Genomic DNA, 20463 nt, shown 5'->3' on the forward strand with positions numbered 1-20463 from the left:
TAGATTATTTGATTATCTGACTTCTGAATTATCAGAAATCCAAATCTTTAAAGAAAGCCAATTGTTTTAAATCTAGCCCCGATTACTTCACATAATTTTTATTTCAATCGGAGTTCAGTGAACTACGTTTGAAACGAAAATCCTTTTATTTTGGGGTTCAAAATAAAAGATTGCAGTGAAAAGCGGGAATCCATGTTTAAAAAAAGCTAATTGTTGTGCTTCTTTAAATTTTAAGACAAATATAGGTAATAAAAAAGCTACTTCCGAATGAAAGTAGCTTTTCTATATAATGTAATTGTAATTATTTCTTTTTCAAGAATTCATCAACTTCTTCAGGAGCCATAATAGATTCTACGAATGTATATGCACCAGTTTTAGGAGATTTTACCATTTTAATGGCTTTTGACAATCTCTTAGAAGCTGTTTGTAACGATGCTACGGTTTTCTTTGCCATGATTCAAATGTTATTTGAAGTTTTTCATAAAACTCGAAATGGCTAAACCATTTGAGATTTATAAAAATCTCTAATTATTACTTAATTTCTTTGTGAACAGTTACACGTTTCAAGATTGGATTAAATTTTTTAATCTCTAATCTATCTGGAGTATTTTTTTTGTTCTTAGTTGTAATATATCTAGAAGTCCCTGGAACACCAGAAGTCTTGTGCTCAGTACATTCTAAAATTACCTGGATTCTATTACCTTTCTTTGCCATCTTGCTATATATTTATTTAGGAAAAGATTATTTGATAAATCCTTCTGACTGCGCTTTTTTCAAAACTGCAGTGATTCCATTTTTATTAATTGTTTTTATCGTAGATGCTGCTACTCTAAGAGTAATCCATCTATCTTCTTCTGGAAGATAAAAACGCTTTTTAACTAAGTTTACAGAAAACTTTCTCTTAGTTTTGTTCATAGCGTGAGAAACGTTATTTCCTACCATCGCTCTTTTACCTGTAAGGTCACAAACTCTTGACATTATACTTATCTTTTATCGTTATTCAAAATCAGGGTGCAAAGAAAAGAAAAATAAACCATTGTAGCAAAAAATTATTGCACAATTTTTAAAATTTCTTTCTGCAATATTTCCAAACTCTTAACTGATGCCCTATCTATCACTTTTTCACGCGGTTGTCCGAAGTTAAATTCTTCTACAATTACTCCGTTTGGCGTTGCTAAAGCAATAAAAACAGTGCCAATTTCGGCATCAGAATCACCTTTTGACGGGCCTGCATTGCCCGTGGTTGCTATTCCGTAGTCTGTTTTTAGTAAGTTTTTCACATTCAAAGCCATAGCAGACGCAACCTCAGCACTTACTACCGAAAATTCATCAATTAGATTTTGAGAAACACCAAGAAGATTTATTTTTACCTCTGTTGCATATGAAACAATACTTCCTTTAAAATAGCTCGACGATCCCGGAACAGCCGATAAAAGTGACGCAATTCTTCCGCCTGTACAACTTTCTGCTGTTGAGACTGTTTTATTTTCTTTAGAAAGCAATTTACCGATAACGGTTTCAATTGTTTCATTTTCTTCATACCCAACAATTATATCATGAATTATGGCATCCAAAGATTTTACATTAGACTCAATAGTTTCTTCTAACAATTCTTTATCTGTTCCGCGAGCCGTTAGACGCAAACGAACTCTTCCTGGATTTGGCAAATAAGCAAGTTTTATAAATTCTGGAAGATTATTTTCCCATTGCTCAATACGTTCTGCTACTAAACTCTCACCTTGTCCGTATGTCAAAATGGTTTTATGGATAATATAAGGACGTTTGTATTCGCGAACAATTTTTGGAATTATCTGCTCTTCTACCAAATATTTCATTTCATAAGGAACTCCTGGAAGCGAAATAAAAACGGTATTTTCTTTTTTCATCCACATTCCTGGAGCGGTTCCAACTTGATTGTGCAAAACCGTACAAGTTGAAGGCACTAAAGCCTGATCTTTATTTAATTGCGAAATAGGTCTTTTATAAAAACCTTCAATTAATTGCGTTACATGCGCCAGAACTTCTGGATTTACAACCAATTCATCATCAAAATATTCGCAGAAAGTTTTTTTGGTCACATCGTCTTTAGTAGGACCTAATCCGCCCGTTATAATTACGACATCTACTCTATTTTGAAACTGCGCAAAGGTGTCTAAAATATGTTTTTTATCATCGCTGATAGAAAGCATTTCTGCCACCTCAACTCCAATTCTATCTAATGATTTAGCAATAAAAGCTGAATTTGTATCTACGATTTGACCAATTAGAATTTCATCTCCAATTGTTATAATTGCTGCCTTCATATTATTTAAGGAAAGTTTTACCTGAATAAAACAGGTTATTATAAAAGAAGTAAATCAGTATTTGAATCTAATTATATAAAAACAAATACTTTCAAAATTAGAAAACAAAACCCAATCCTTTTTCAATATTAAGAATTGGGTTCTGATTATATATTACAAATCAAAGTCTTTTTTTATCTCTTTGATTGCTTCTTTAACTTGTATTTTAATACTCTTAAAGGTTTCTATAATATCCTTTTTCTTGCCTTCTGCTTTTGTCCAAGCTTCAACCTGAAGAATTTCTTCAAAAGCTACATTTAACCCCATCAAGTCTAAGGTTGGCTTTATTTTATGTGCATACGAATACGCGTATTTATGATCCTTTTTCTTAATTCCTTCTTTAATTTGTTTTAAATCTTCTGGAACTTCTGTAACAAATAAAGTTAAAATCTGATTTACAAATTCAGGATCGTTATCTGAAAGCGCATACACTTTCGAAAGGTTGTACTTTAAAGCCATTATTTTACTTGTATTCTGAATAATTTTTTATCTTCTAAAAAGCCTTCTAAAACATCATTTGGTTTTATAGCCGAAACACCTGCTGGAGTTCCTGTAAAAATAATATCTCCGATTTTTAATGTAAAAAACTGAGATACATGCGAAATCAATTCATCAATTTTCCAAAGCATCATGCTTGAATTTCCTTTCTGAACCGTTTCACCATTTGTTTTCAATTCAAAATTAAGATTTTCCATAGAAACAAAATCAGTTTTTGGTAAAAAATCTCCAATAACTGCCGAACCATCAAACGCTTTGGCTTTTTCCCACGGAAGTCCCTTTTCTTTTAGCTTACTTTGCAGATCTCGCGCTGTAAAATCGATTCCAACACTTATTTCATCATAATATTTATGAGCAAATTTTGGTTCGATGTACTTCCCTACCTTGTTAATCTTTACAATTATTTCAATTTCATGATGCACATCTTCAGAAAACTCTGGAATTACAAACGGATGCTGTTTCAACAAAACCGCAGAATCTGGCTTCATAAAAACAACTGGCTCGCTCGGACGTTCGTTTTTTAATTCTTCTATATGATTGGCATAATTCCTGCCGACACAAATGATTTTCATTCTTTTTAGTTTTCAGTCACAGTTTTCAGTCGCAGTTACATAAATATAGAAATAGTCTCAGTCAAAACTGAATACTGAGACTGCGACCGACAACTTACTTCGTATTTAATTTTCTTAATTTAATCGCTGTCAAAACTTTTTTGGTATACAAAGGAAAATCAGCATTTTGAATCCAGCTGAAATATCCTGGTTCAGATTCTAAAACTTTTTCAACTTTAGCGCCTTTATGTTTTCCAAAAGTAAAAATTTCTTCATCATCTTTATCAAAAGCAATCATTCCGGCAAAATCGGCGATTTTTTTACGTGTTGTAAATTCAGACAAAGATTTCATGTCATTTTCCAATTCTGGATAACGATCTAATTGCGCTTTTAAGATTTCGTAAGTCGCCATTGTATCTGCTTCTGCCGAATGCGCATTTTCAAGACTTTTTCCGCAATAAAATTTCAAAGCCGCACTCAAAGTACGTTCTTCCATTTTATGAAAAATCGTTTGCACGTCTACAGAAACTTTATTTTTCATATCAAAATCAACTCCAGCACGAAGCAATTCTTCTGCTAGAAGCGGAATATCGAAACGATCTGAGTTAAATCCGCCCAAATCGCTATCTTTAATCATGTTATGAATGTGCGAAGCCAGTTCTGCAAAAGTAGGTTCATTAGCCACTTTTTCATCGGTGATACCATGAACTGCAGTAGTTTGCGGAGGAATTGGGATTGTTGGATTAACCAGCCAGGTTTTACTTTCTTTATTTCCGTTAGGAAAAACTTTGAATATTGAAATTTCTACGATTCTATCTTTACCGATATCAATTCCCGTTGTTTCGAGATCAAAAAAGCAAATTGGCTTGTTAAGTTTTAATTCCATTTCTAATTTTTATAAGTTTACAAATGTAATTTTTAAAGCCGAATTTCCTCCTTTATTCTCGTTTTTTTTGTCTAAAAAAGCTTTCATTTCGGTAATTTAACTTTTATAAAATATATCATTAATAAGTTAACTCTTTAAAACCTAACCTTTTCTTACAAAAACAAAAAAATCCGACAAGTTTTAAACTTATCGGATTTGAATTTATTTTTATAATCTATTTTAGAAATCTCTATCTACATCAAAAGCTTCTAAATATTCTGCTACTCTTTTTACAAAACTTCCACCTAAAGCTCCGTCAACAACTCTATGATCGTAAGAGTGCGACAAGAACATTTTCTGACGAATTCCAATGAAATCACCTTCTGGAGTTTCTATTACCGCAGGCACTTTACGAATTGCACCAAGAGCTAGAATTCCCACTTGCGGCTGATTGATAATCGGCGTTCCAAAAACGCTTCCAAAAGTACCAACGTTTGTTACAGTATAAGTTCCGCCTTGCGTGTCGTCTGGTTTTAGTTTTCCAGCTTTTGCACGGTTTCCTAAATCGTTTACCGCTTTTGCCATTCCAACCAAATTCAATTGATCTGCATTTTTAATTACAGGAACAATTAAATTTCCGTTTGGTAAAGCTGCCGCCATTCCTAAATTGATATTTTTCTTTTTAATGATATAATCTCCGTCAACAGAAATATTCATTCCCGGAAAATCTTTCAACGCTTTTGCAACCGCTTCCATCATAATTGGAGTAAAAGTCAACTTTTCGCCTTCTCTTTTTTCGAAAGCGGTTTTTACTTTATCTCTCCATTTTACAATATTAGTCACGTCAACTTCGATGAAAGACTGAACGTGAGCCGAAGTCTGAACTGAAGCTGTCATGTAACCTGAAATCAGTTTACGCATTCTGTCCATTTCGACAATTTCATCCCCTCCGTTTACAGAAACAGGAACTGCCTGCTGGCTTTTTTGAACCGCTGGTTCAACTGCTTTTGGAGCTTCAGCAACAAGTTTTAGAGTTTCTTCAACCGCTTTAGGAGTTTGAACAGCTCCAGATTTACGATCTTCTATATATTTTAAAATATCTTCTTTTGTTACACGTCCGTCTTTTCCTGAACCAGACATATTTTCAAGCTCATTTAAAGAGATACCTTCTTCTTTTGCAATATTTTTTACTAACGGAGAAAAGAATTTATCTGATCCCGAAGTTTCGCGAGAGAAATCCTGAGTAGACGAAACTGTTTCTTTTACTTCTTCAATTGATTTTTCAATTTCAGTAGCTTCTGCAGGAACATCAGCTGTTTCCTGAACTGCATTTACAGCTTCAGGCGCAGTTGTTTCACCGCCTTCAGTTTCAATAATAGCGATTGTTTGACCTACTTGCACCAAATCATCTTTACCAAACAATTGCTCAACTAAAATTCCTGATACTTCACTAGGCACTTCGCTGTCAACTTTATCTGTTGCAATTTCGAGTACAGCTTCATCAGCTTCAATTTTGTCTCCAACTTCTTTCAACCAATTGGTAATGGTTGCTTCAGCGACGCTTTCTCCCATTTTCGGAAGCTTTAATTCAAATCTTGCCATATTGTTAATCTAAAAGATGTTTTTGATTTTCAGATTGCGAATTTAATGAAATTTTTAAACATAAATTACACTTAATATAATTTTTCACTCAATTTTCACGATTTGCCCTCTGTCATTCCTTGAATTACTTCCAATAATAAAACTTGTCTTTTTGGGAAAAATTTTAAAAGTAACCTGCTTATCTTTAAGAGTTTCTATGATTTCGATACATTTTTTGAATGAAATATAGTGATTATCCAAAACGATCTCTGCCTTTTTACCCTTTAAAATCAGGCACGAATTTACCATTTTTTCTCCGTTGAAATCTAAAAATTGAACTTTATTTTCCAAAATCGAAGCCAGTTTTTTAGTGAAATTCTCATTTTCGGAGTATAAAAAATAACTTTCCGGCAATTGGTTTTCTTTTGGTTTTCCTTGAAACATTTTCGCAATCGAAAATAAAAAAGCACCAATTTTAATAAAGATACTAAAGAACCTCGATTTCTTAAAATGTTTTTGATAAAAGAAATTCATGGCTTCCTGAAAATGCATCATGTATTTTTCGTCTTTTATCGTACTTTCTCCTTTATAATGCAAAACTGTCGTTTCGTGAAAATAGTAATTGTTCTTTTTTAACTGCAAAGCACGGTAAGACAAATCTATATCGTCTGCGTACATAAAGCAGTTTTCATCAAAACCATTGAGGTCTTCATATAATTTTCTTTCTAAAAACATAAAAGCGCCAACCAAAATATCAACTTTTCCAGTTTGATTTTCGTCTAAATGCTGTGCGTAATATTGATTAAAAAGTTTTGTTTTTGGAAAGATTTTATACAAACTAAAAATCTTTGTAAAAGCAACCCAAGGCGTTGGAATTCCTCTTTTGCTTTCAGGAAGAAATTCTCCTGTTCCGTCAATTAATTTACAGCCGATAATTCCGAGATTATTTTGCCTTTCGGCGAAAGCCAGAATTTTTATAAATGTATCTTCAGCAACAACGGTGTCAGGATTTAAGATACACACGTACTTTCCTTTCGCTTGACGAAAACCTATATTATTTCCTTTTGGGAAACCAAAATTTTCTTTGTTTTCAATAAGTTTTACATCAGGAAATTTCTCTTTCATCATCAAAACACTTTCGTCTGATGAATTATTATCAATTACAATAATTTCGGCATCGATTCCTTTGATTGCTTCCTGAACACTTAAAACGCATTGTTCCAGAAAGTAACGCACATTGTAATTCAGAATAATAACCGATAACTGCATGAAAAATTGGTTCTGTAAATTTTGCCCGAAAGTTAGAAATTTTCTGATAACCCTAAACGTAAAGACCAATCGTTTTTACTAATTCCGTAATCGAGCGCTAGATTACTGCCATTTCTTTTATTCCATTTGATACGAATTCCAGTTCCAACGGCAGGATTCCATTTTTTAAATTGATAGGTTTCTAATTTTGAAACCGATGAAATATTGGTAAAAAATACAGCACCAAAAAAGCCATTTCGAGTAATATCTGTTCGATATTCGGTTTCAAAATAAATAAGCGCATTACTTCTGTATCTGTTTTTGGTAAATCCGCGTCCAGTTTTTCCGTCACGATCCCAACCAATACTTGGCAAATCTAAATAATGAGGTTTTCCGCCGAAAGTAGACCAATAAAAAGCTCTTGATGCCCAAACTCGATGTTTGGTTTTACTAAAAGAATGATATTTACGCGCATCTATATATAATGATTGCCATTTATCTCCTTCAACGCCGCTTGTATTGATGCGAAAATCGGCTTCAACATATAATCCTTGTTTTGGGTTTATGATATTTTCTCGAGAATCATACAAACCTTGAATTGCAAATCCGAAAGAGGTTTCGTCTGTATAATCTCCTTTCATATATTGATTATAATCTGTTTCTTGATCAATATAAGATTCCTCAGAAATGTTTTGATAATTATCAAGAAGAAATCCCATTCCTAAACGATAATTTCCAACAATTTTTTTTGTTACAAACTGATAAAATCGCCATTGCTGATAATCAAGCGTAGACATTTTTTCTTTAGAATCATGTTCGCCCAAGCCATAAGTATCTTGAGGATAAATCATATAGCGATAATCTCCAATAAAATTCCATTTGTTCTCGCTTGTATAAACATAAGATTGAATAGGAAAAACATATTGCTTGGTAAAACTAAAATAAGGCGAAAAGGTAACTTGAGACATTTTGGTATTTTCATGATCTTCGCTCAAATAAAATGTGGTTAAAAACGAAACGACCAAACCGGTACTTGAATTGACATCTACAGGAACGGGAAGCAAAGAGAACGCGAGCTTTTTTTGACTGTCTTTTTCTATGGTATCGTTCTTATCGAAAATTTTATGAATTACGTCTAGTATATCTCTATTTCCCACGGTTAAGCTATCGTTTTGAGCATTACAAAACGAACTTATTAATAAAACAAGGAAGACATATCTAATTTTTAAACTATTCATTCACAATATTTTAAAAACCACTTCTTACAAATTTAAAATTTTAATTAAGAATTATGTTGAAATTTTTAAGCGAATAAAAAAGATTTTTAAATGCACCATAAAAGCTATATTTGATTTTACTAATTATCCGATTTAAAAAAGTCTTATGCGTCAATTATTAATCTGTCTTTTAGTTTTTGGTTTTCTTTGTTTTTCTCTAAAAGCTCAAGGAAAACGAGAAAATCTGGTAAAATCCAACAAATGGTTCATTGCAGGTCCTTCAAGAGAAAGCGAGAAAACAATAAATGCTATTCGACTTGAAAAAGGAATAATTATAGTAAGTGCAAAAGATAATCCGAAAGGAGAAATTGAGCTGAATGTTATGATTACGCCATCTGAAACTAATGACGGAATTCCGGCAAATCTTTCGAGTGACTCAAAATTTGTAGAAATTACCTATCAATCTTCTCAAATTATAAAATTGCAAGCAAGAGAAGGAAACTCTGAAGGAACGGGTTGCCTGCACGGTGGCTCACATCCGAGAATTAGTTTGCCAGCTTCTCCAAATGAATTTAAAACTGTAAAAATTCCTTGGGCAGATTTTAAACAGGATGAACTTCCTGATGGAAAGCTTTTGAATATTTATAATTTATGCAAATTCAACTTTGTGAATTATAATCCAATTTCTGGATCTGTATTAAGGATAAAGTCTGTACTTATAAATTGATTTTTTAACGCAAAGTTCGCAAAGAATTTTCGCAAAGTGCACAAAGAATTTTTGAAGCAATATTTAAAAATATAAAAGTTCACAAAGCTTATCAAAACAAAGCTTTGTGAACTTGCAGTTTGTAAAAACTCACTCAATAAGCTTTGCGCGCTTTGCGAAAATTCTTTGCGAACTTTGCGTTAAAAACATTCTTTCAAAAAAACTTTGTGACTTTTGCGTTAAAAATCATCTCAACAAAAACTATAAATGCAACTGAATTTTATATCTATTTAAGATTTTCATCACAAAAAGCATAATCGTAGAAAAAACCAAAGACCAAATAATTCCTGGAACACCTTCCCTGAAATACCCTGGAATTATATGAATATTGAATGCTTTACAGAAATAATAAATTACTCCCGGAAGTATATAAATCAAAAGCGGATTTGCTGCAGCTGGCATAAAAAACTCACTCCATTTTGTTTGTTTTTTAACTTCCATAAGCCAATATAAAAAGTAAAATAAGATCGTACAGATTCCTGCTGACAGCATTGTCCACGACGGAGTTCCTTGTATTTTTGAGATTCCGAATAAAGGTCTTAAGCCAAATCCTACTGCAAAAAACAGAGCTATAAAAGCAATCACCGCCCAATTGATTTTATTTTCAATTTTTCGATCGAAAAAGAGAAGCGAAATTATAATTCCAGCAGAAACAAGTGCTGCGTGCGTAAGATGTCCTGCAATAAAACTCAGCCAAGAAGTATTTTGAACAAATGAATTTTCGGTCAAGTTTAGAGAATTCATTATAACACTAAATATCAGAAAACCGATTATTGCCCATAAATTTCCAGAAACCAGCCAATAATAAATAACCGTAAAAAGATAAGCCCAACCGATTAATCCGAGAATTCCCCACCATTTTGGAGTCATTCCTCTTTCTCCAGTATCCTGAATATACAAAAAGTAAAGTGCAATGAGAACTAAAATTCCTCCATATTGCAGCACATTTTTGAGCCAAAGCGGAAAATTTTTAGGATATTTATTCCAAATCGGAATTGGCATTATATAAGCTAAAAGTCCCCAAAAAGCAGGAGCGATAATCATTTTAGATGCATCGTAACCATATTCTGCATTTACCATAAAAACGCCAATAATGATTAGAGCCAAAGCTCTTTTAAAAGTATGAGTCCAAATCGTTTTGGTGCTGTCCGCTTTTATTAATCTGGCATTAAATGCAAAAGGAACAGACATTCCGACAATAAATAAAAAAGCTGGAAAAACAAGATCTACAAAAGTCATGGCATCCGCTTCTGCAGGCATGTGTTTCATCCATTGCGGGACATTTGAAATACTCGCCAATTCGTTTACAAAAATCATTACAAAAATGGTAATTCCACGTAAAGCATCAATAGAAATAATTCTTTGATTAAACAAATTCTCTTTTATTTTCATAATTTTTTACAGTTTTACTAAAAATCAAATATAACATAATTCTAAAACGGCTAATTAGAATTTCTACATTAATTTTGTAAGCTATAAATTTGAGTTATAAAGTTTTGCCCCATGTTATCTTTTTTCAAATCCAAACCTATCTTAAAGGATCTATTAGACGGGAGTTTTGTAGATATCCATTCTCATGTTTTGCCAGGAATTGATGACGGAGCACAAACTATTTCAAATTCTATAGCGCTTGCTTCATCTTTAGAAGAAATAGGCGTTTCTCAAATTATTACAACGCCACACATTAATCATTATGTTTGGAATAATTCTCCAGAAATCATAAAAAACAAACTTCAGCAAACTCAAAATGCATTTTTAGAAAGTAATATTCAAGCACCAATTCAGGCTGCGGCTGAATATTTTATAGACGATTGGTTTGCGAATCATTTTAAAGAAGAAAGATTATTAACCTTAAAAGACAATTATGTTTTGGTTGAAATGTCTTATCTAAATGCGCCTTTAACACTTTATAAAACTATTTTCGAATTGCAAGTTGCAGGTTATATTCCGGTTTTGGCGCATCCTGAACGTTATACTTTTTTTCATACAAAATTTAGCGAATACAAAAAGCTTAAAGATGCAGGCTGTCTTTTTCAATTAAATCTTCTTGCTGCCGTAGAATATTATGGTTCAAAAATTGCCAAAACTGCCGATGAGCTTCTAAAAAAAGGAATGTATGATTTTTGCGGAACTGATGTTCATCATAAAAACCATATTAGAGCTTTCGATCAAAAAATAAAAATTGATAATGTTGATAATTTAAAAGAAATTATAGCCAATAATCATTTTTTCAGCTATTAATCTAATAGGCATTTTCTTCGCCTTTAAGAATATTAATAATTGTTTTAATGACAATTTTTATATCTAGAAGAAAACTCCAATTTTCAATATACCAAATATCGTACTCTACTCTATTTTCCATATCGCTTAAAACTTTTGTTTCTCCTCTAAAACCATTTACCTGCGCCCAGCCCGTAATTCCTGGCTTCGCATATTGGCGAACTAAATAATTACTGATTAAATCGCTGTATTCTTTGGCAAGATTAACCATGTGCGGTCTTGGTCCAACTACCGACATATCTCCCCAAAAGACATTGAAAAATTGTGGAAGTTCATCAATACTGGTTTTACGAATAAATGATCCAAATCTCGTAATTCGGCTATCGCCTTTTTCGGCTTGTTTGTTGTGCGCTAAACCGTTAACATACATACTTCTAAATTTTAAACACATAAAAGAACGATTGTCTCTTCCTGCTCTTTCTTGTTTAAAAAACACTGGCCCAGGCGACTCTAATTTTATAATTAGCATGATTATAGGAAACAACCAAGGAAAAACAAGCAAGATAACTAGACTTGAAAAACAGATATCGAAAACTTTCTTTAAAACCCTATTCGAAGCGTACTCCATTGGTTCTGTACGAAACATCAAAACAGGAATATTTTCATAAAAACTTACCTCAACTTTACTTGCTTTTGTATAAAGCTGAAAATCTGGAATAAATTTGATACGAATCATATTCTGCTCGCAAATTTCAATCAATTCATTAATAACTTCAATATTATCAATATGCAAGGCGACATACATTTCGTCTATTTTTTTATCAATTGAAAATTTTCTTACATTTTCAAAAGAACCTACAATCAATGCTGGATCTACAAATGTTTCACTTTGCTTTTCATCAAAAAAACCTAAAAATTTGTATCCATAAGTTAGATCTTTCGCTAATATTTTGCGGATTTTTTCGCTGCTTTCGTTAGCGCCGACAATAATAAAGGTTTTAAAGTTATATCCTTTGCTTCGAATATATTTTAGAAGTTTCATTGACAAATACCTTGTAATCATCAACAATCCGAAAAAAATCAAATAAAAATATACCATTCGAAGTCTTGAAATATCAGCATATTTCAAATAAACAACCGATACAGAAATTAGAGCAGCATGAATAGAAATCTTTTTTATTGTTCTCCATAAAATAGATTCAATCGGCTCAACGCGAATACTTCTGTTCGAATCATTTTGAAGCAGTAAAGCAATCCATACAAAAATTGCCAAAAGCGAAATGGTCTGCTCTTCTTTTGTCAGCAATTTATCTAAGCTTCCAAATCTTGCCAATGAAGAAAGTACCGTTGCTAAATTTAGCAATATTACGTCGACAATAACAAACAAAAGCTTGAAGTAACGTGAGATTCGGTAATGCGACAGTTTTTGTAAAATCTTCATTCTGGGTTTATTTCTAAAAAATAGAAAAGACTGGTATTTTTAGTGCTGCAAAGTAACATTTAAATTATATTTTTTAATACAATTTTTATTCTATTATTTAAAACTTTACTTTTAAGGTATGCAAATTTAATATTGCAATCATGCTAAAAATTATTTTCTTCTTTCTTACAATAACTACAGCCGCTTACGCACAAATTTCAGGATGCAATGATCCCAAGGCAGAAAATTACAATTCTAAAGCTACATTTAATGACGGAAGCTGCAGTTATAAAGATTTGAAATTGAAACCTGAATATTCCGTTCGCTTAAGCGATTCTATAAAAGAGACTTCTGGATTAATCGCTTTCGACAATTTATTTTGGACTCACAATGATGATCATGACCAAACTATTTACGGATTAGATTCTTTAGGAAAAATTAAAAGAAAAATTATTCTTAATGACATAAAAAACAACGATTGGGAAGAAATTTCACAAGACGATTCACATATTTATATTGGCGATTTTGGCAATAATTATTCTGGAAACCGATCTGATTTAAAAATATTTAAAATCGAAAAAAAATCTTTTTTAGAAGAAAATCCTAAAATCGAAACCATCTCTTTTTCTTATGAAGACCAAAAGGATTTTTCTGCCTCGAAACCCAATAAAACCGATTTTGATTGCGAGGCTTTTATTGTTTTAAAAGACAGTATTTATTTGTTTACCAAACAATGGAAATCTTCTAAAACTAATATTTATGTACTTTCAAATCAAGCTGGAAAGCAAATTGCAAAATTAAAAGCAACATTAGACACTCAAGGTTTGGTTACTTGCGCAACTTTTTTAGAAAACAAAAAACTGATTATTCTTTGTGGCTATACCAAAATCGGAAAACCATTTCTTTATCTTCTTTACGATTTTAAAAATGAAGATTTTTTATCTGGTAATAAAAGAAGAATCGATTTAAAACTTTCTTTTCACCAAATTGAAGGAATTGCAACTAAAGATGGACTTCATTATTTTTTGACGAATGAAAATCTTGTTCGTAAACCTATTATTAATGTTTTGCAACAGATTCATTATTTTGATTTGAGCGCTGTGCTAGATTTGTATCTCCAGAAATAATTCGCAAATCGTAAGATAATAGTTTACTTTTGCAAAAAATTTTATTCTTGTGAATTATTTATCTGTAGAAAATATATCGAAGTCATTTGGCGAAAGAGTCCTTTTTGACAACATTTCTTTTGGAATCAACAAAGACCAAAAAATTGCTTTTATTGCCAAAAACGGTTCTGGAAAAACAACTATTATGAGTATTATTAATGGTTTGGATGAACCAGATACAGGACAAGTTGTTTTAAGAAAAGGCATTAGAATGGCATTTCTTTCTCAAGACAATAATTTACAAGACGAATTGACAATCGAAGAAAGTATTTTTGCATCTGACAACGAAACGCTTAAAATAATTGAAGCCTACGAAAAAGCCCTTGAAAACCCAAATGACGAAGAAGCATATCAAAAAGCTTTCGACGGAATGGATCAGCATAATGCTTGGGATTTTGAGACGCAATACAAACAAATTCTTTTCAAATTGAAATTAGAAGATTTTAAACTTAAAGTAAAAAATCTTTCTGGAGGACAAAAAAAACGTCTTTCATTGGCAATAATTTTAATTAATCGACCAGACTTATTGATTTTGGATGAGCCAACCAACCATTTAGATTTGGAAATGATCGAATGGCTTGAAAGCTATTTTGCCAAAGAAAATATTACGCTGTTTATGGTTACGCACGACCGTTTCTTTTTAGAACGTGTTTGCAACGAAATCATTGAATTGGACAACGGAAAATTATACCAATACAAAGGAAATTACTCTTATTATTTAGAGAAAAAAGAAGAAAGAATTACTTCTGAAAACTCCAGTATTGACAAAGCTAAAAACTTATTTGTAAAAGAATTAGAATGGATGCGCCGCCAGCCAAAAGCGAGAACAACAAAATCTAAATCGCGTCAGGATGATTTTTATGTAATTAAAGAAAAAGCTCAAAGTCGCCGAAAAGAAAACAAGGTTGAGCTTGAAATTAATATGGAAAGAATGGGAAGCAAAATTATTGAGCTTCATAAACTTTCTAAAAAATTCAAAGACCGTGTTATTCTGGATAATTTTAGTTTTGATTTTCAACGTGGCGAAAGAATCGGGATTATTGGTAAAAACGGAACTGGAAAATCGACTTTCTTAAATCTTCTTACAGGAACAATTCCGCCAGACAATGGTCGAGTTGTAAAAGGAGATACTATAAAAATTGGATATTACACACAATCTGGAATTAACCCAAAACCAGGTCAGCGTGTTATTGATATTATTAAGGAATATGGAGAATATATTCCGCTAGCAAAAGGAAAAATTATTTCGGCTTCACAATTGTTAGAGCGTTTTCTTTTTGATGCCAAAAAACAATACGATTATGTAGAAAAACTGAGCGGAGGAGAATTAAAACGTTTGTATTTATGTACGGTTTTAATTCAAAATCCAAACTTTTTGATTCTCGATGAGCCAACAAACGATTTGGACATTGTAACGCTAAACGTTTTGGAAAGTTTTCTTTTGGATTATCCAGGATGTTTATTGGTAGTTTCTCACGACCGTTATTTCATGGATAAAATTGTGGATCATTTATTTGTTTTTAGAGGACAAGGCGAAATCGAGAATTTCCCAGGAAACTATTCTGATTTCCGTGCTTACGAAGACAGCGCCGATGTTGCTCAAAAAGAAGAAAATAAGGCCGAAAAGAAAGACTGGAAACAAAATAATCCAACTGGAAATTTAAGTTTTAACGAGCAAAAAGAATATCAGAAAATAGAAAGAGAAATTAAAGATTTAGAAATCGAAAAAACTAAAATCGAACAATTATTTTCTGACGGAAAAGTTGCCGACGCAGATATTGAGAAAAAAGCGAATGAACTTCAAAATATAATCAATAAAATCGACGCAAAAGAAGAACGCTGGTTTGAGCTTTCTGCTAAGATTGAAGGGTAGTTTTTAGTATTCAGTCGCGGTTTTCAGTTTTTCAGTTTCTTTTTAAAAAAGTAAGTTTTTTCTTTATTTTTTTTTATTATTCTTGCAAAAAAAATAAAAATGGATTATAAAGAATTACTAGCATACAAGAAATCTTTCGAACTTGCGATGGAAATTTTCGAATTATCAAAAACTTTTCCTAAAGAAGAAAAATATTCCTTGACAGATCAGTTAAGACGATCTTCAAGAAGCGTTGTAGCTAATATCGCTGAATCTTATAGAAAAAGAAGATACCCAAATCATTTTATAAGTAAATTGACCGATAGCGATGCTGAAAATTCAGAAACTAATACATGGCTTGAATTTTCATTAGCATGCCAATATATAAGTAGAGAGACATTTGACAAACTCAATAATAAAAATCTTGAAATCGGAAGATTAATAAATTACATGATTAACAATCCTAATAAATTTGGATGCAATTAATAAATAAAAGATTTCTACAAAACTGAAAACTGCGACTGGGACTGTGACTAAAAACTAATTTCCCTATATTTACCAACATAAAAAATAAAATACCACATGAAAAAACTATTAATTGCATTATTAACATTGACACTTTACGTTTCTTGTTCTAGTCCTAATTCTGATGTTGTTATACCTCCACCAAAAGATTACACAGCAGAAAACGAAAAAGAGATTACCGATTATTTAGCTAAAAATAATTTAACTGCTCAAAAAACTGAGTCTGGCCTACATTATATTATTACAGAAGAAGGAACTGGTAAGCGACCTACTTTACAATCGAATATTAGTGTTACTTACAAAGGTTCTCTTCTTACTAACGGAAAAGTATTTGATGAGCGCACTACAGCAACAACATTTCCTTTAAATAGACTAATATTAGGATGGCAGCAAGGGTTACCATTTTTTAAAGAAGGTGGAAGTGGAATTTTGTTCGTACCAGCACATTTAGGTTATGGAAGTTATACTGTTTCAACTATTCCAGGAGGATCTGTTTTGATTTTTGAAATTAAATTAATTTCAACAAATTAATTCGTCTAAACGAACATTATTTAAATGCTTTTTCAAATAAAATCTTATCTAAAGTTCCTTTGGAATTCTAAAAATGAGCACGCCGTTCACTCGCCTTTTGTTTTTAATTTATTAACGAAATGTTTTTACGATAAGAAAAGAAAGCCTGAATATCGTATTTTAGAAAATTACCGAAAATCACTTTTAAAGAATAAAAATTTTATTGAAGTAACAGATTTTGGAGCTGGTTCTAAAGTTTTCAAATCAAACCGAAGACAGATTTCTAAAATTGCACAAACGGCAGGAATTTCGCCAAGACGAGCAGAATTATTGTTTCGTGTAACGAATTATTTTCAGCCAGAAACTATTTTAGAAATCGGAACATCTTTAGGTCTAGCAACTTCTGCCTTAGCTTTAGGATCCCGAAGCCTCGGGACGAAAGCAAAAGTGATTACGCTTGAAGGCTGTCCAAATACAGCTGGAATTGCAAAAAATCAATTAAATGAATTTGATTGCAATAATGTAGAAAATATAATTTCAGAGTTTGAATCATTTCTAGTTTCGGAAAAACTATCCCGAGACTTCGGGACTAAAATCTACAATCTAATATACTTTGACGGAAATCATTCTAAAAAAGCAACTTTAGAATACTTTGAACTTTTATTGCCAACAATTGACAACGATTCGGTTTGGATTTTCGACGATATTCATTGGTCAGAAGAAATGGAAGAAGCTTGGGAAACCATTAAAAATCATCCAAAAGTAAAAGTCACAATTGATACTTTTCAATGGGGATTTGCATTCTTTAGACGAGAACAAGAAAAAGAACATTTTATAATAAGAGCATAAAAAAAGACGATCATTTCTGATCGTCTTTTTTATTTACTAATTCAAAATTTCAAAGCTTATTTTTTAGCTTCTTTATTCTCTTCTGCTTTTGCTCCCATTCTATTTACAGTATACATAGGCGCAAATTTAATTTTTAGACCAGCAATTTTTCTATTGTCTTCAGAAGTTAAACCTTCTTTTTCAACAGTATTTTTTCTGCTGTCTAATGCTTCATACAAAACTTTAATTTCATCCCAGTCTTCTCTAGAATATTTATCTTTATTATTCTCAACTGTATGAACAAACTGTTGGTAAACACTATGAATATTTTGAGCATTTACCCAGTTAAAACTCATATCGTCTCCAATTTTTCCTTCACCAAACAAAGCATTTCTCAATTGTTGTTTAGGACTTGGAGCCGGTGGGGCTAAAAGGGTGGTCATTTCGTTTTTAAAATCCTCGTATTTTGCTTTACTTGTATTTATTTTCTCAGTCTGAGCAGCATTATCTTTAATGTCTGCTAAAGCTAAACTAGCTTCTGCAGATCTTTTATCGTATTCTGCTTCTACAGCTTGCCAATTTTCTTTTAAATCATCGGCTTTTACATTTTTAACCGAATCGACGTAGGCTACATAAGAATCGATTGTTTTCTGTGCTTTTTCTTGTTTTTCATCTTTACATGATGTAAAGCTTAATGCTATTAATGCAATTCCTGTAACTATTTTGATATTCTTCATAATTTTGATTGTTTAATTAATAATATCAAATTTACTCAAAACAAAACGCCTTAAATTACATTATTTCCATCTTTTAAATATTATTTATGCGTTAAAATTATAAAAATCAAAAAATAATGATAATTATACAAAATAAATCAAACATAATATAACAATATTTAAATTATATAGTTGATTAATTATAAACTGGGAGAGTTTTTGTAACAAAAACCAAATATCAGCTACTTATCCTTTTTATTGAAAAGTGTTTCGTACTTTTAAATCCAAAATTGTAAACCAAAATGGCTGAACCATTAATTAAAATAACCGACATCAAACGAAACTTTGTTTTAGGAAACGAAATCGTATATGTTTTAAAAGGAATTAATTTAGAAATAAAAAAAGGCGAATATGTAGCTTTAATGGGACCTTCTGGATCTGGAAAATCTACTTTAATGAATTTATTAGGCTGTTTAGATACACCAACTTCTGGACATTATGTTTTGAACGGAAAAGATGTCAGCCAAATGAAAGATGATGAATTAGCAGAAATCAGAAATAAAGAAATTGGTTTCGTTTTTCAGACTTTCAATCTTTTACCAAGAACTACGGCTTTAGACAATGTTGCGCTTCCTATGATTTATGCTGGTTACGGAAAATCTGACAGAATAGCCCGTGCAACCGAAGTTTTAAAACAAGTAAATCTTGCCGACAGAATGGATCACCAACCGAATCAGCTTTCTGGAGGTCAGCGTCAGCGTGTTGCAGTTGCAAGAGCTTTAGTAAATAAACCTTCGATTATTCTTGCCGATGAACCAACAGGAAACTTAGACAGTAAAACTTCTATAGAAATTATGAAGCTTTTTGGAGATATTCATGCACAAGGAAATACCGTAATTCTAGTAACTCACGAAGAAGATATTGCTGCTTATGCACACAGAGTTATCCGTTTAAGAGACGGTTTAATTGAAAGCGACACAACGAAATAATTTTAGATTTCTGATTTTAGATTTTAGATTAACTCATAAAAGAGAAATCTTAGAATCTTAGCATCTCAGAACCTTAGCATCTTAAAAAAATGAAAGTATATACCAAAACAGGCGATAAAGGAACTACAGCTCTTTTTGGAGGCACGCGCGTTCCTAAAGATCACATTAGAATTGACAGTTACGGAACTGTTGATGAATTAAACTCCTATATAGGATTAATTCGTGATCAAGAAATGGATTCGCATTATAAAACCATTTTAATCGAAATTCAGGATCGTCTTTTTACCGTTGGTGCCATTTTGGCAACTCCGCAAGAAAAAGAAGTTTTAAAAAACGGTAAACTTCGCTTAGAAAATCTCGGAATAATAGAATCTGATATCGAATTATTAGAAAACGAAATAGATAAAATGGAAGAAAGTCTTCCGCAAATGACTCATTTTGTTTTGCCAGGAGGTCATCCAACTGTGTCACATTGTCATATTGCGCGCTGTATTTGTCGTAGAGCGGAGCGTTTAGCTGTTCATTTAAGCCATAATGAACACGTTCCTGAAATCGCAATTATGTACTTAAACCGACTTTCTGACTATCTTTTTGTCTTGGCACGAAAGTTGTCCTCAGACCTTAAAGCGGAGGAAGTAAAATGGATTCCGCGTAAGTAAGCAGTCGCAGTTTTTAGTTTACAAATAACAAAACTCAGACAGAAACTGAATACTTAAAAACATAGTAATTTAGTAGTAAACATCAGTTTTTATACTGCAAACTGCCACTGAAAACTGACCACTAACAAGGACGTTCTTAAATTTTATTAAAATAAATCAAAATTTACTTGTCTTTTTCAGTAAAAAATTTATTTTTGCACAAACTAAACAGATAACAGATGTATTGGACATTAGAATTAGCATCTTATTTAAGTGATGCGCCATGGCCTGCTAACAAAGACGAACTTATTGACTACGCTATTAGAGCAGGCGCTCCATTAGAAGTGGTAGAAAACCTTCAGTCAATCGAAGATGAAGGCGAGATATATGAATCAATGGAAGAAATTTGGCCTGATTATCCAACAGACGAAGATTATCTTTGGAATGAGGATGAATATTAAAAAAATAAACCAAAGAAAAAAGTCTCATCATAGAGGCTTTTTTTTTGGTTCAAATACATATTAAATAATA

At 32.0% G+C, this 20463-nt stretch carries 23 protein-coding genes; 10 read left to right on the forward strand and 13 right to left on the reverse strand.

Annotated elements, in window-relative coordinates:
* Positions 1-301 precede the first annotated feature (301 nt).
* The 10 genes from NYQ10_RS22170 to NYQ10_RS22215 all read right to left on the reverse strand — a co-directional run bounded on the left by NYQ10_RS22170 (position 302) and on the right by NYQ10_RS22215 (position 8323).
* A complete protein-coding gene (locus NYQ10_RS22170) occupies positions 302-454 on the reverse strand; it encodes a DUF4295 domain-containing protein (protein ID WP_070261881.1) in 153 nt (50 codons plus the stop codon).
* Positions 455-531: 77 nt separating this feature from the next.
* Positions 532-714 carry a 50S ribosomal protein L33 gene (gene rpmG, locus NYQ10_RS22175; protein ID WP_008253902.1) on the reverse strand — a complete coding sequence of 61 codons (183 nt, stop codon included), beginning with the start codon at positions 712-714 and terminating at the stop codon, positions 532-534.
* Between the two features lie 27 nt (positions 715-741).
* Positions 742-978 carry a 50S ribosomal protein L28 gene (rpmB, locus tag NYQ10_RS22180; RefSeq protein WP_008468080.1) on the reverse strand — a complete coding sequence of 79 codons (237 nt, stop codon included), beginning with the start codon at positions 976-978 and terminating at the stop codon, positions 742-744.
* 71 nt (positions 979-1049) lie between these two features.
* Positions 1050-2303: a CinA family nicotinamide mononucleotide deamidase-related protein gene (locus tag NYQ10_RS22185; protein WP_289878296.1), complete on the reverse strand. Its 1254-nt coding sequence runs from the start codon at positions 2301-2303 to the stop codon at positions 1050-1052.
* Positions 2304-2456: 153 nt separating this feature from the next.
* On the reverse strand, positions 2457-2801 hold the full coding sequence (locus tag NYQ10_RS22190; RefSeq protein WP_184159882.1) for an Hpt domain-containing protein: 345 nt from the start codon (positions 2799-2801) through the stop codon (positions 2457-2459).
* The gene (locus NYQ10_RS22195; RefSeq protein ID WP_289878297.1) at positions 2801-3412 is read right to left on the reverse strand and encodes a fumarylacetoacetate hydrolase family protein; all 612 of its coding nucleotides are present in this window, start codon (positions 3410-3412) and stop codon (positions 2801-2803) included. Before NYQ10_RS22195 ends, NYQ10_RS22190 begins: the two co-directional genes overlap by 1 nt.
* Before the next feature lie 94 nt (positions 3413-3506).
* Positions 3507-4277 (reverse strand): 3'-5' exonuclease, encoded by a 771-nt coding sequence (locus tag NYQ10_RS22200; RefSeq protein ID WP_289878298.1) that lies wholly within the window; start codon positions 4275-4277, stop codon positions 3507-3509.
* A 219-nt stretch (positions 4278-4496) separates the two neighbouring features.
* On the reverse strand, positions 4497-5858 hold the full coding sequence (locus NYQ10_RS22205; protein ID WP_289878299.1) for a dihydrolipoamide acetyltransferase family protein: 1362 nt from the start codon (positions 5856-5858) through the stop codon (positions 4497-4499).
* Positions 5859-5942: 84 nt separating this feature from the next.
* Entirely contained in the window at positions 5943-7106 is a 1164-nt protein-coding gene (locus tag NYQ10_RS22210; RefSeq protein ID WP_289878300.1) for a glycosyltransferase family 2 protein, read from the reverse strand.
* 32 nt (positions 7107-7138) lie between these two features.
* The gene (locus NYQ10_RS22215; protein ID WP_289878301.1) at positions 7139-8323 is read right to left on the reverse strand and encodes a BamA/TamA family outer membrane protein; all 1185 of its coding nucleotides are present in this window, start codon (positions 8321-8323) and stop codon (positions 7139-7141) included.
* A gap of 145 nt (positions 8324-8468) precedes the next feature.
* Here NYQ10_RS22215 and NYQ10_RS22220 point away from each other — a divergent pair, with 145 nt between their 5' ends.
* The gene (locus NYQ10_RS22220) at positions 8469-9029 is read left to right on the forward strand and encodes a hypothetical protein (protein ID WP_289878302.1); all 561 of its coding nucleotides are present in this window, start codon (positions 8469-8471) and stop codon (positions 9027-9029) included.
* 240 nt (positions 9030-9269) lie between these two features.
* Here NYQ10_RS22220 and NYQ10_RS22225 read toward each other — a convergent pair whose 3' ends face one another.
* Positions 9270-10460 carry a DUF5009 domain-containing protein gene (locus tag NYQ10_RS22225; RefSeq protein ID WP_289878303.1) on the reverse strand — a complete coding sequence of 397 codons (1191 nt, stop codon included), beginning with the start codon at positions 10458-10460 and terminating at the stop codon, positions 9270-9272.
* A 111-nt stretch (positions 10461-10571) separates the two neighbouring features.
* Between NYQ10_RS22225 and NYQ10_RS22230 the strand changes: the two genes are divergently transcribed.
* On the forward strand, positions 10572-11309 hold the full coding sequence (locus NYQ10_RS22230) for a tyrosine-protein phosphatase (protein WP_289878304.1): 738 nt from the start codon (positions 10572-10574) through the stop codon (positions 11307-11309).
* Between the two features lies 1 nt (position 11310).
* On the opposite strand, the gene NYQ10_RS22235 is transcribed toward NYQ10_RS22230, so the two are convergent.
* Positions 11311-12729 carry an undecaprenyl-phosphate glucose phosphotransferase gene (locus tag NYQ10_RS22235; RefSeq protein WP_289878305.1) on the reverse strand — a complete coding sequence of 473 codons (1419 nt, stop codon included), beginning with the start codon at positions 12727-12729 and terminating at the stop codon, positions 11311-11313.
* A 140-nt stretch (positions 12730-12869) separates the two neighbouring features.
* Here NYQ10_RS22235 and NYQ10_RS22240 point away from each other — a divergent pair, with 140 nt between their 5' ends.
* The 5 genes from NYQ10_RS22240 (at position 12870) to NYQ10_RS22260 (ending at position 17610) form a co-directional block, all read left to right on the forward strand.
* A complete protein-coding gene (locus NYQ10_RS22240) occupies positions 12870-13835 on the forward strand; it encodes a T9SS C-terminal target domain-containing protein (protein WP_289878306.1) in 966 nt (321 codons plus the stop codon).
* Between the two features lie 49 nt (positions 13836-13884).
* A complete protein-coding gene (locus tag NYQ10_RS22245; protein ID WP_289878307.1) occupies positions 13885-15747 on the forward strand; it encodes an ABC-F family ATP-binding cassette domain-containing protein in 1863 nt (620 codons plus the stop codon).
* A 99-nt stretch (positions 15748-15846) separates the two neighbouring features.
* Positions 15847-16212, forward strand: coding sequence for a four helix bundle protein (locus tag NYQ10_RS22250; RefSeq protein ID WP_289878308.1), 366 nt, complete (start codon positions 15847-15849; stop codon positions 16210-16212).
* A gap of 96 nt (positions 16213-16308) precedes the next feature.
* A complete protein-coding gene (locus NYQ10_RS22255; protein WP_289878309.1) occupies positions 16309-16782 on the forward strand; it encodes an FKBP-type peptidyl-prolyl cis-trans isomerase in 474 nt (157 codons plus the stop codon).
* Between the two features lie 24 nt (positions 16783-16806).
* Complete coding sequence (locus tag NYQ10_RS22260) at positions 16807-17610, forward strand: O-methyltransferase (protein ID WP_289878310.1); 804 nt, start codon at positions 16807-16809, stop codon at positions 17608-17610.
* 56 nt (positions 17611-17666) lie between these two features.
* Here the strand turns inward: NYQ10_RS22260 and NYQ10_RS22265 are convergent, their stop codons facing one another.
* Complete coding sequence (locus NYQ10_RS22265) at positions 17667-18326, reverse strand: DUF6565 domain-containing protein (RefSeq protein WP_289878311.1); 660 nt, start codon at positions 18324-18326, stop codon at positions 17667-17669.
* A gap of 281 nt (positions 18327-18607) precedes the next feature.
* On the opposite strand from NYQ10_RS22265, the gene NYQ10_RS22270 reads away from it, so the two are divergent.
* The 3 genes from NYQ10_RS22270 to NYQ10_RS22280 all read left to right on the forward strand — a co-directional run bounded on the left by NYQ10_RS22270 (position 18608) and on the right by NYQ10_RS22280 (position 20393).
* Positions 18608-19294, forward strand: a complete 687-nt coding sequence (locus NYQ10_RS22270; protein ID WP_289878312.1) for an ABC transporter ATP-binding protein — start codon at positions 18608-18610, stop codon at positions 19292-19294.
* Between the two features lie 89 nt (positions 19295-19383).
* Positions 19384-19953: a cob(I)yrinic acid a,c-diamide adenosyltransferase gene (locus tag NYQ10_RS22275; protein ID WP_289878313.1), complete on the forward strand. Its 570-nt coding sequence runs from the start codon at positions 19384-19386 to the stop codon at positions 19951-19953.
* A 218-nt stretch (positions 19954-20171) separates the two neighbouring features.
* The gene (locus NYQ10_RS22280; protein ID WP_007138072.1) at positions 20172-20393 is read left to right on the forward strand and encodes a DUF2795 domain-containing protein; all 222 of its coding nucleotides are present in this window, start codon (positions 20172-20174) and stop codon (positions 20391-20393) included.
* The last annotated feature ends 70 nt before the right edge of the window (positions 20394-20463 follow it).

Origin of the sequence: Flavobacterium johnsoniae (assembly GCF_030388325.1) — a bacterium.
In the GTDB taxonomy this organism is placed as follows: domain Bacteria; phylum Bacteroidota; class Bacteroidia; order Flavobacteriales; family Flavobacteriaceae; genus Flavobacterium; species Flavobacterium johnsoniae_C.

What these genes read in the sequence shown, in the direction of transcription:
- NYQ10_RS22195 (WP_289878297.1), bottom strand. Translation starts at nt 3,412, where the DNA reads ATGAAAATCATTTGTGTCGGCAGGAATTATGCCAATCATATAGAAGAA.
- NYQ10_RS22170 (WP_070261881.1), bottom strand. Translation starts at nt 454, where the DNA reads ATGGCAAAGAAAACCGTAGCATCGTTACAAACAGCTTCTAAGAGATTG.
- NYQ10_RS22210 (WP_289878300.1), bottom strand. Translation starts at nt 7,106, where the DNA reads ATGCAGTTATCGGTTATTATTCTGAATTACAATGTGCGTTACTTTCTG.
- NYQ10_RS22240 (WP_289878306.1), top strand. Translation starts at nt 12,870, where the DNA reads ATGCTAAAAATTATTTTCTTCTTTCTTACAATAACTACAGCCGCTTAC.
- NYQ10_RS22230 (WP_289878304.1), top strand. Translation starts at nt 10,572, where the DNA reads ATGTTATCTTTTTTCAAATCCAAACCTATCTTAAAGGATCTATTAGAC.
- NYQ10_RS22260 (WP_289878310.1), top strand. Translation starts at nt 16,807, where the DNA reads ATGCTTTTTCAAATAAAATCTTATCTAAAGTTCCTTTGGAATTCTAAA.
- NYQ10_RS22250 (WP_289878308.1), top strand. Translation starts at nt 15,847, where the DNA reads ATGGATTATAAAGAATTACTAGCATACAAGAAATCTTTCGAACTTGCG.
- NYQ10_RS22225 (WP_289878303.1), bottom strand. Translation starts at nt 10,460, where the DNA reads ATGAAAATAAAAGAGAATTTGTTTAATCAAAGAATTATTTCTATTGAT.
- NYQ10_RS22190 (WP_184159882.1), bottom strand. Translation starts at nt 2,801, where the DNA reads ATGGCTTTAAAGTACAACCTTTCGAAAGTGTATGCGCTTTCAGATAAC.
- NYQ10_RS22270 (WP_289878312.1), top strand. Translation starts at nt 18,608, where the DNA reads ATGGCTGAACCATTAATTAAAATAACCGACATCAAACGAAACTTTGTT.
- NYQ10_RS22280 (WP_007138072.1), top strand. Translation starts at nt 20,172, where the DNA reads ATGTATTGGACATTAGAATTAGCATCTTATTTAAGTGATGCGCCATGG.
- NYQ10_RS22255 (WP_289878309.1), top strand. Translation starts at nt 16,309, where the DNA reads ATGAAAAAACTATTAATTGCATTATTAACATTGACACTTTACGTTTCT.
- NYQ10_RS22235 (WP_289878305.1), bottom strand. Translation starts at nt 12,729, where the DNA reads ATGAAGATTTTACAAAAACTGTCGCATTACCGAATCTCACGTTACTTC.
- NYQ10_RS22215 (WP_289878301.1), bottom strand. Translation starts at nt 8,323, where the DNA reads ATGAATAGTTTAAAAATTAGATATGTCTTCCTTGTTTTATTAATAAGT.
- rpmB (WP_008468080.1), bottom strand. Translation starts at nt 978, where the DNA reads ATGTCAAGAGTTTGTGACCTTACAGGTAAAAGAGCGATGGTAGGAAAT.
- NYQ10_RS22200 (WP_289878298.1), bottom strand. Translation starts at nt 4,277, where the DNA reads ATGGAATTAAAACTTAACAAGCCAATTTGCTTTTTTGATCTCGAAACA.
- NYQ10_RS22205 (WP_289878299.1), bottom strand. Translation starts at nt 5,858, where the DNA reads ATGGCAAGATTTGAATTAAAGCTTCCGAAAATGGGAGAAAGCGTCGCT.
- NYQ10_RS22265 (WP_289878311.1), bottom strand. Translation starts at nt 18,326, where the DNA reads ATGAAGAATATCAAAATAGTTACAGGAATTGCATTAATAGCATTAAGC.
- NYQ10_RS22220 (WP_289878302.1), top strand. Translation starts at nt 8,469, where the DNA reads ATGCGTCAATTATTAATCTGTCTTTTAGTTTTTGGTTTTCTTTGTTTT.
- rpmG (WP_008253902.1), bottom strand. Translation starts at nt 714, where the DNA reads ATGGCAAAGAAAGGTAATAGAATCCAGGTAATTTTAGAATGTACTGAG.
- NYQ10_RS22185 (WP_289878296.1), bottom strand. Translation starts at nt 2,303, where the DNA reads ATGAAGGCAGCAATTATAACAATTGGAGATGAAATTCTAATTGGTCAA.
- NYQ10_RS22275 (WP_289878313.1), top strand. Translation starts at nt 19,384, where the DNA reads ATGAAAGTATATACCAAAACAGGCGATAAAGGAACTACAGCTCTTTTT.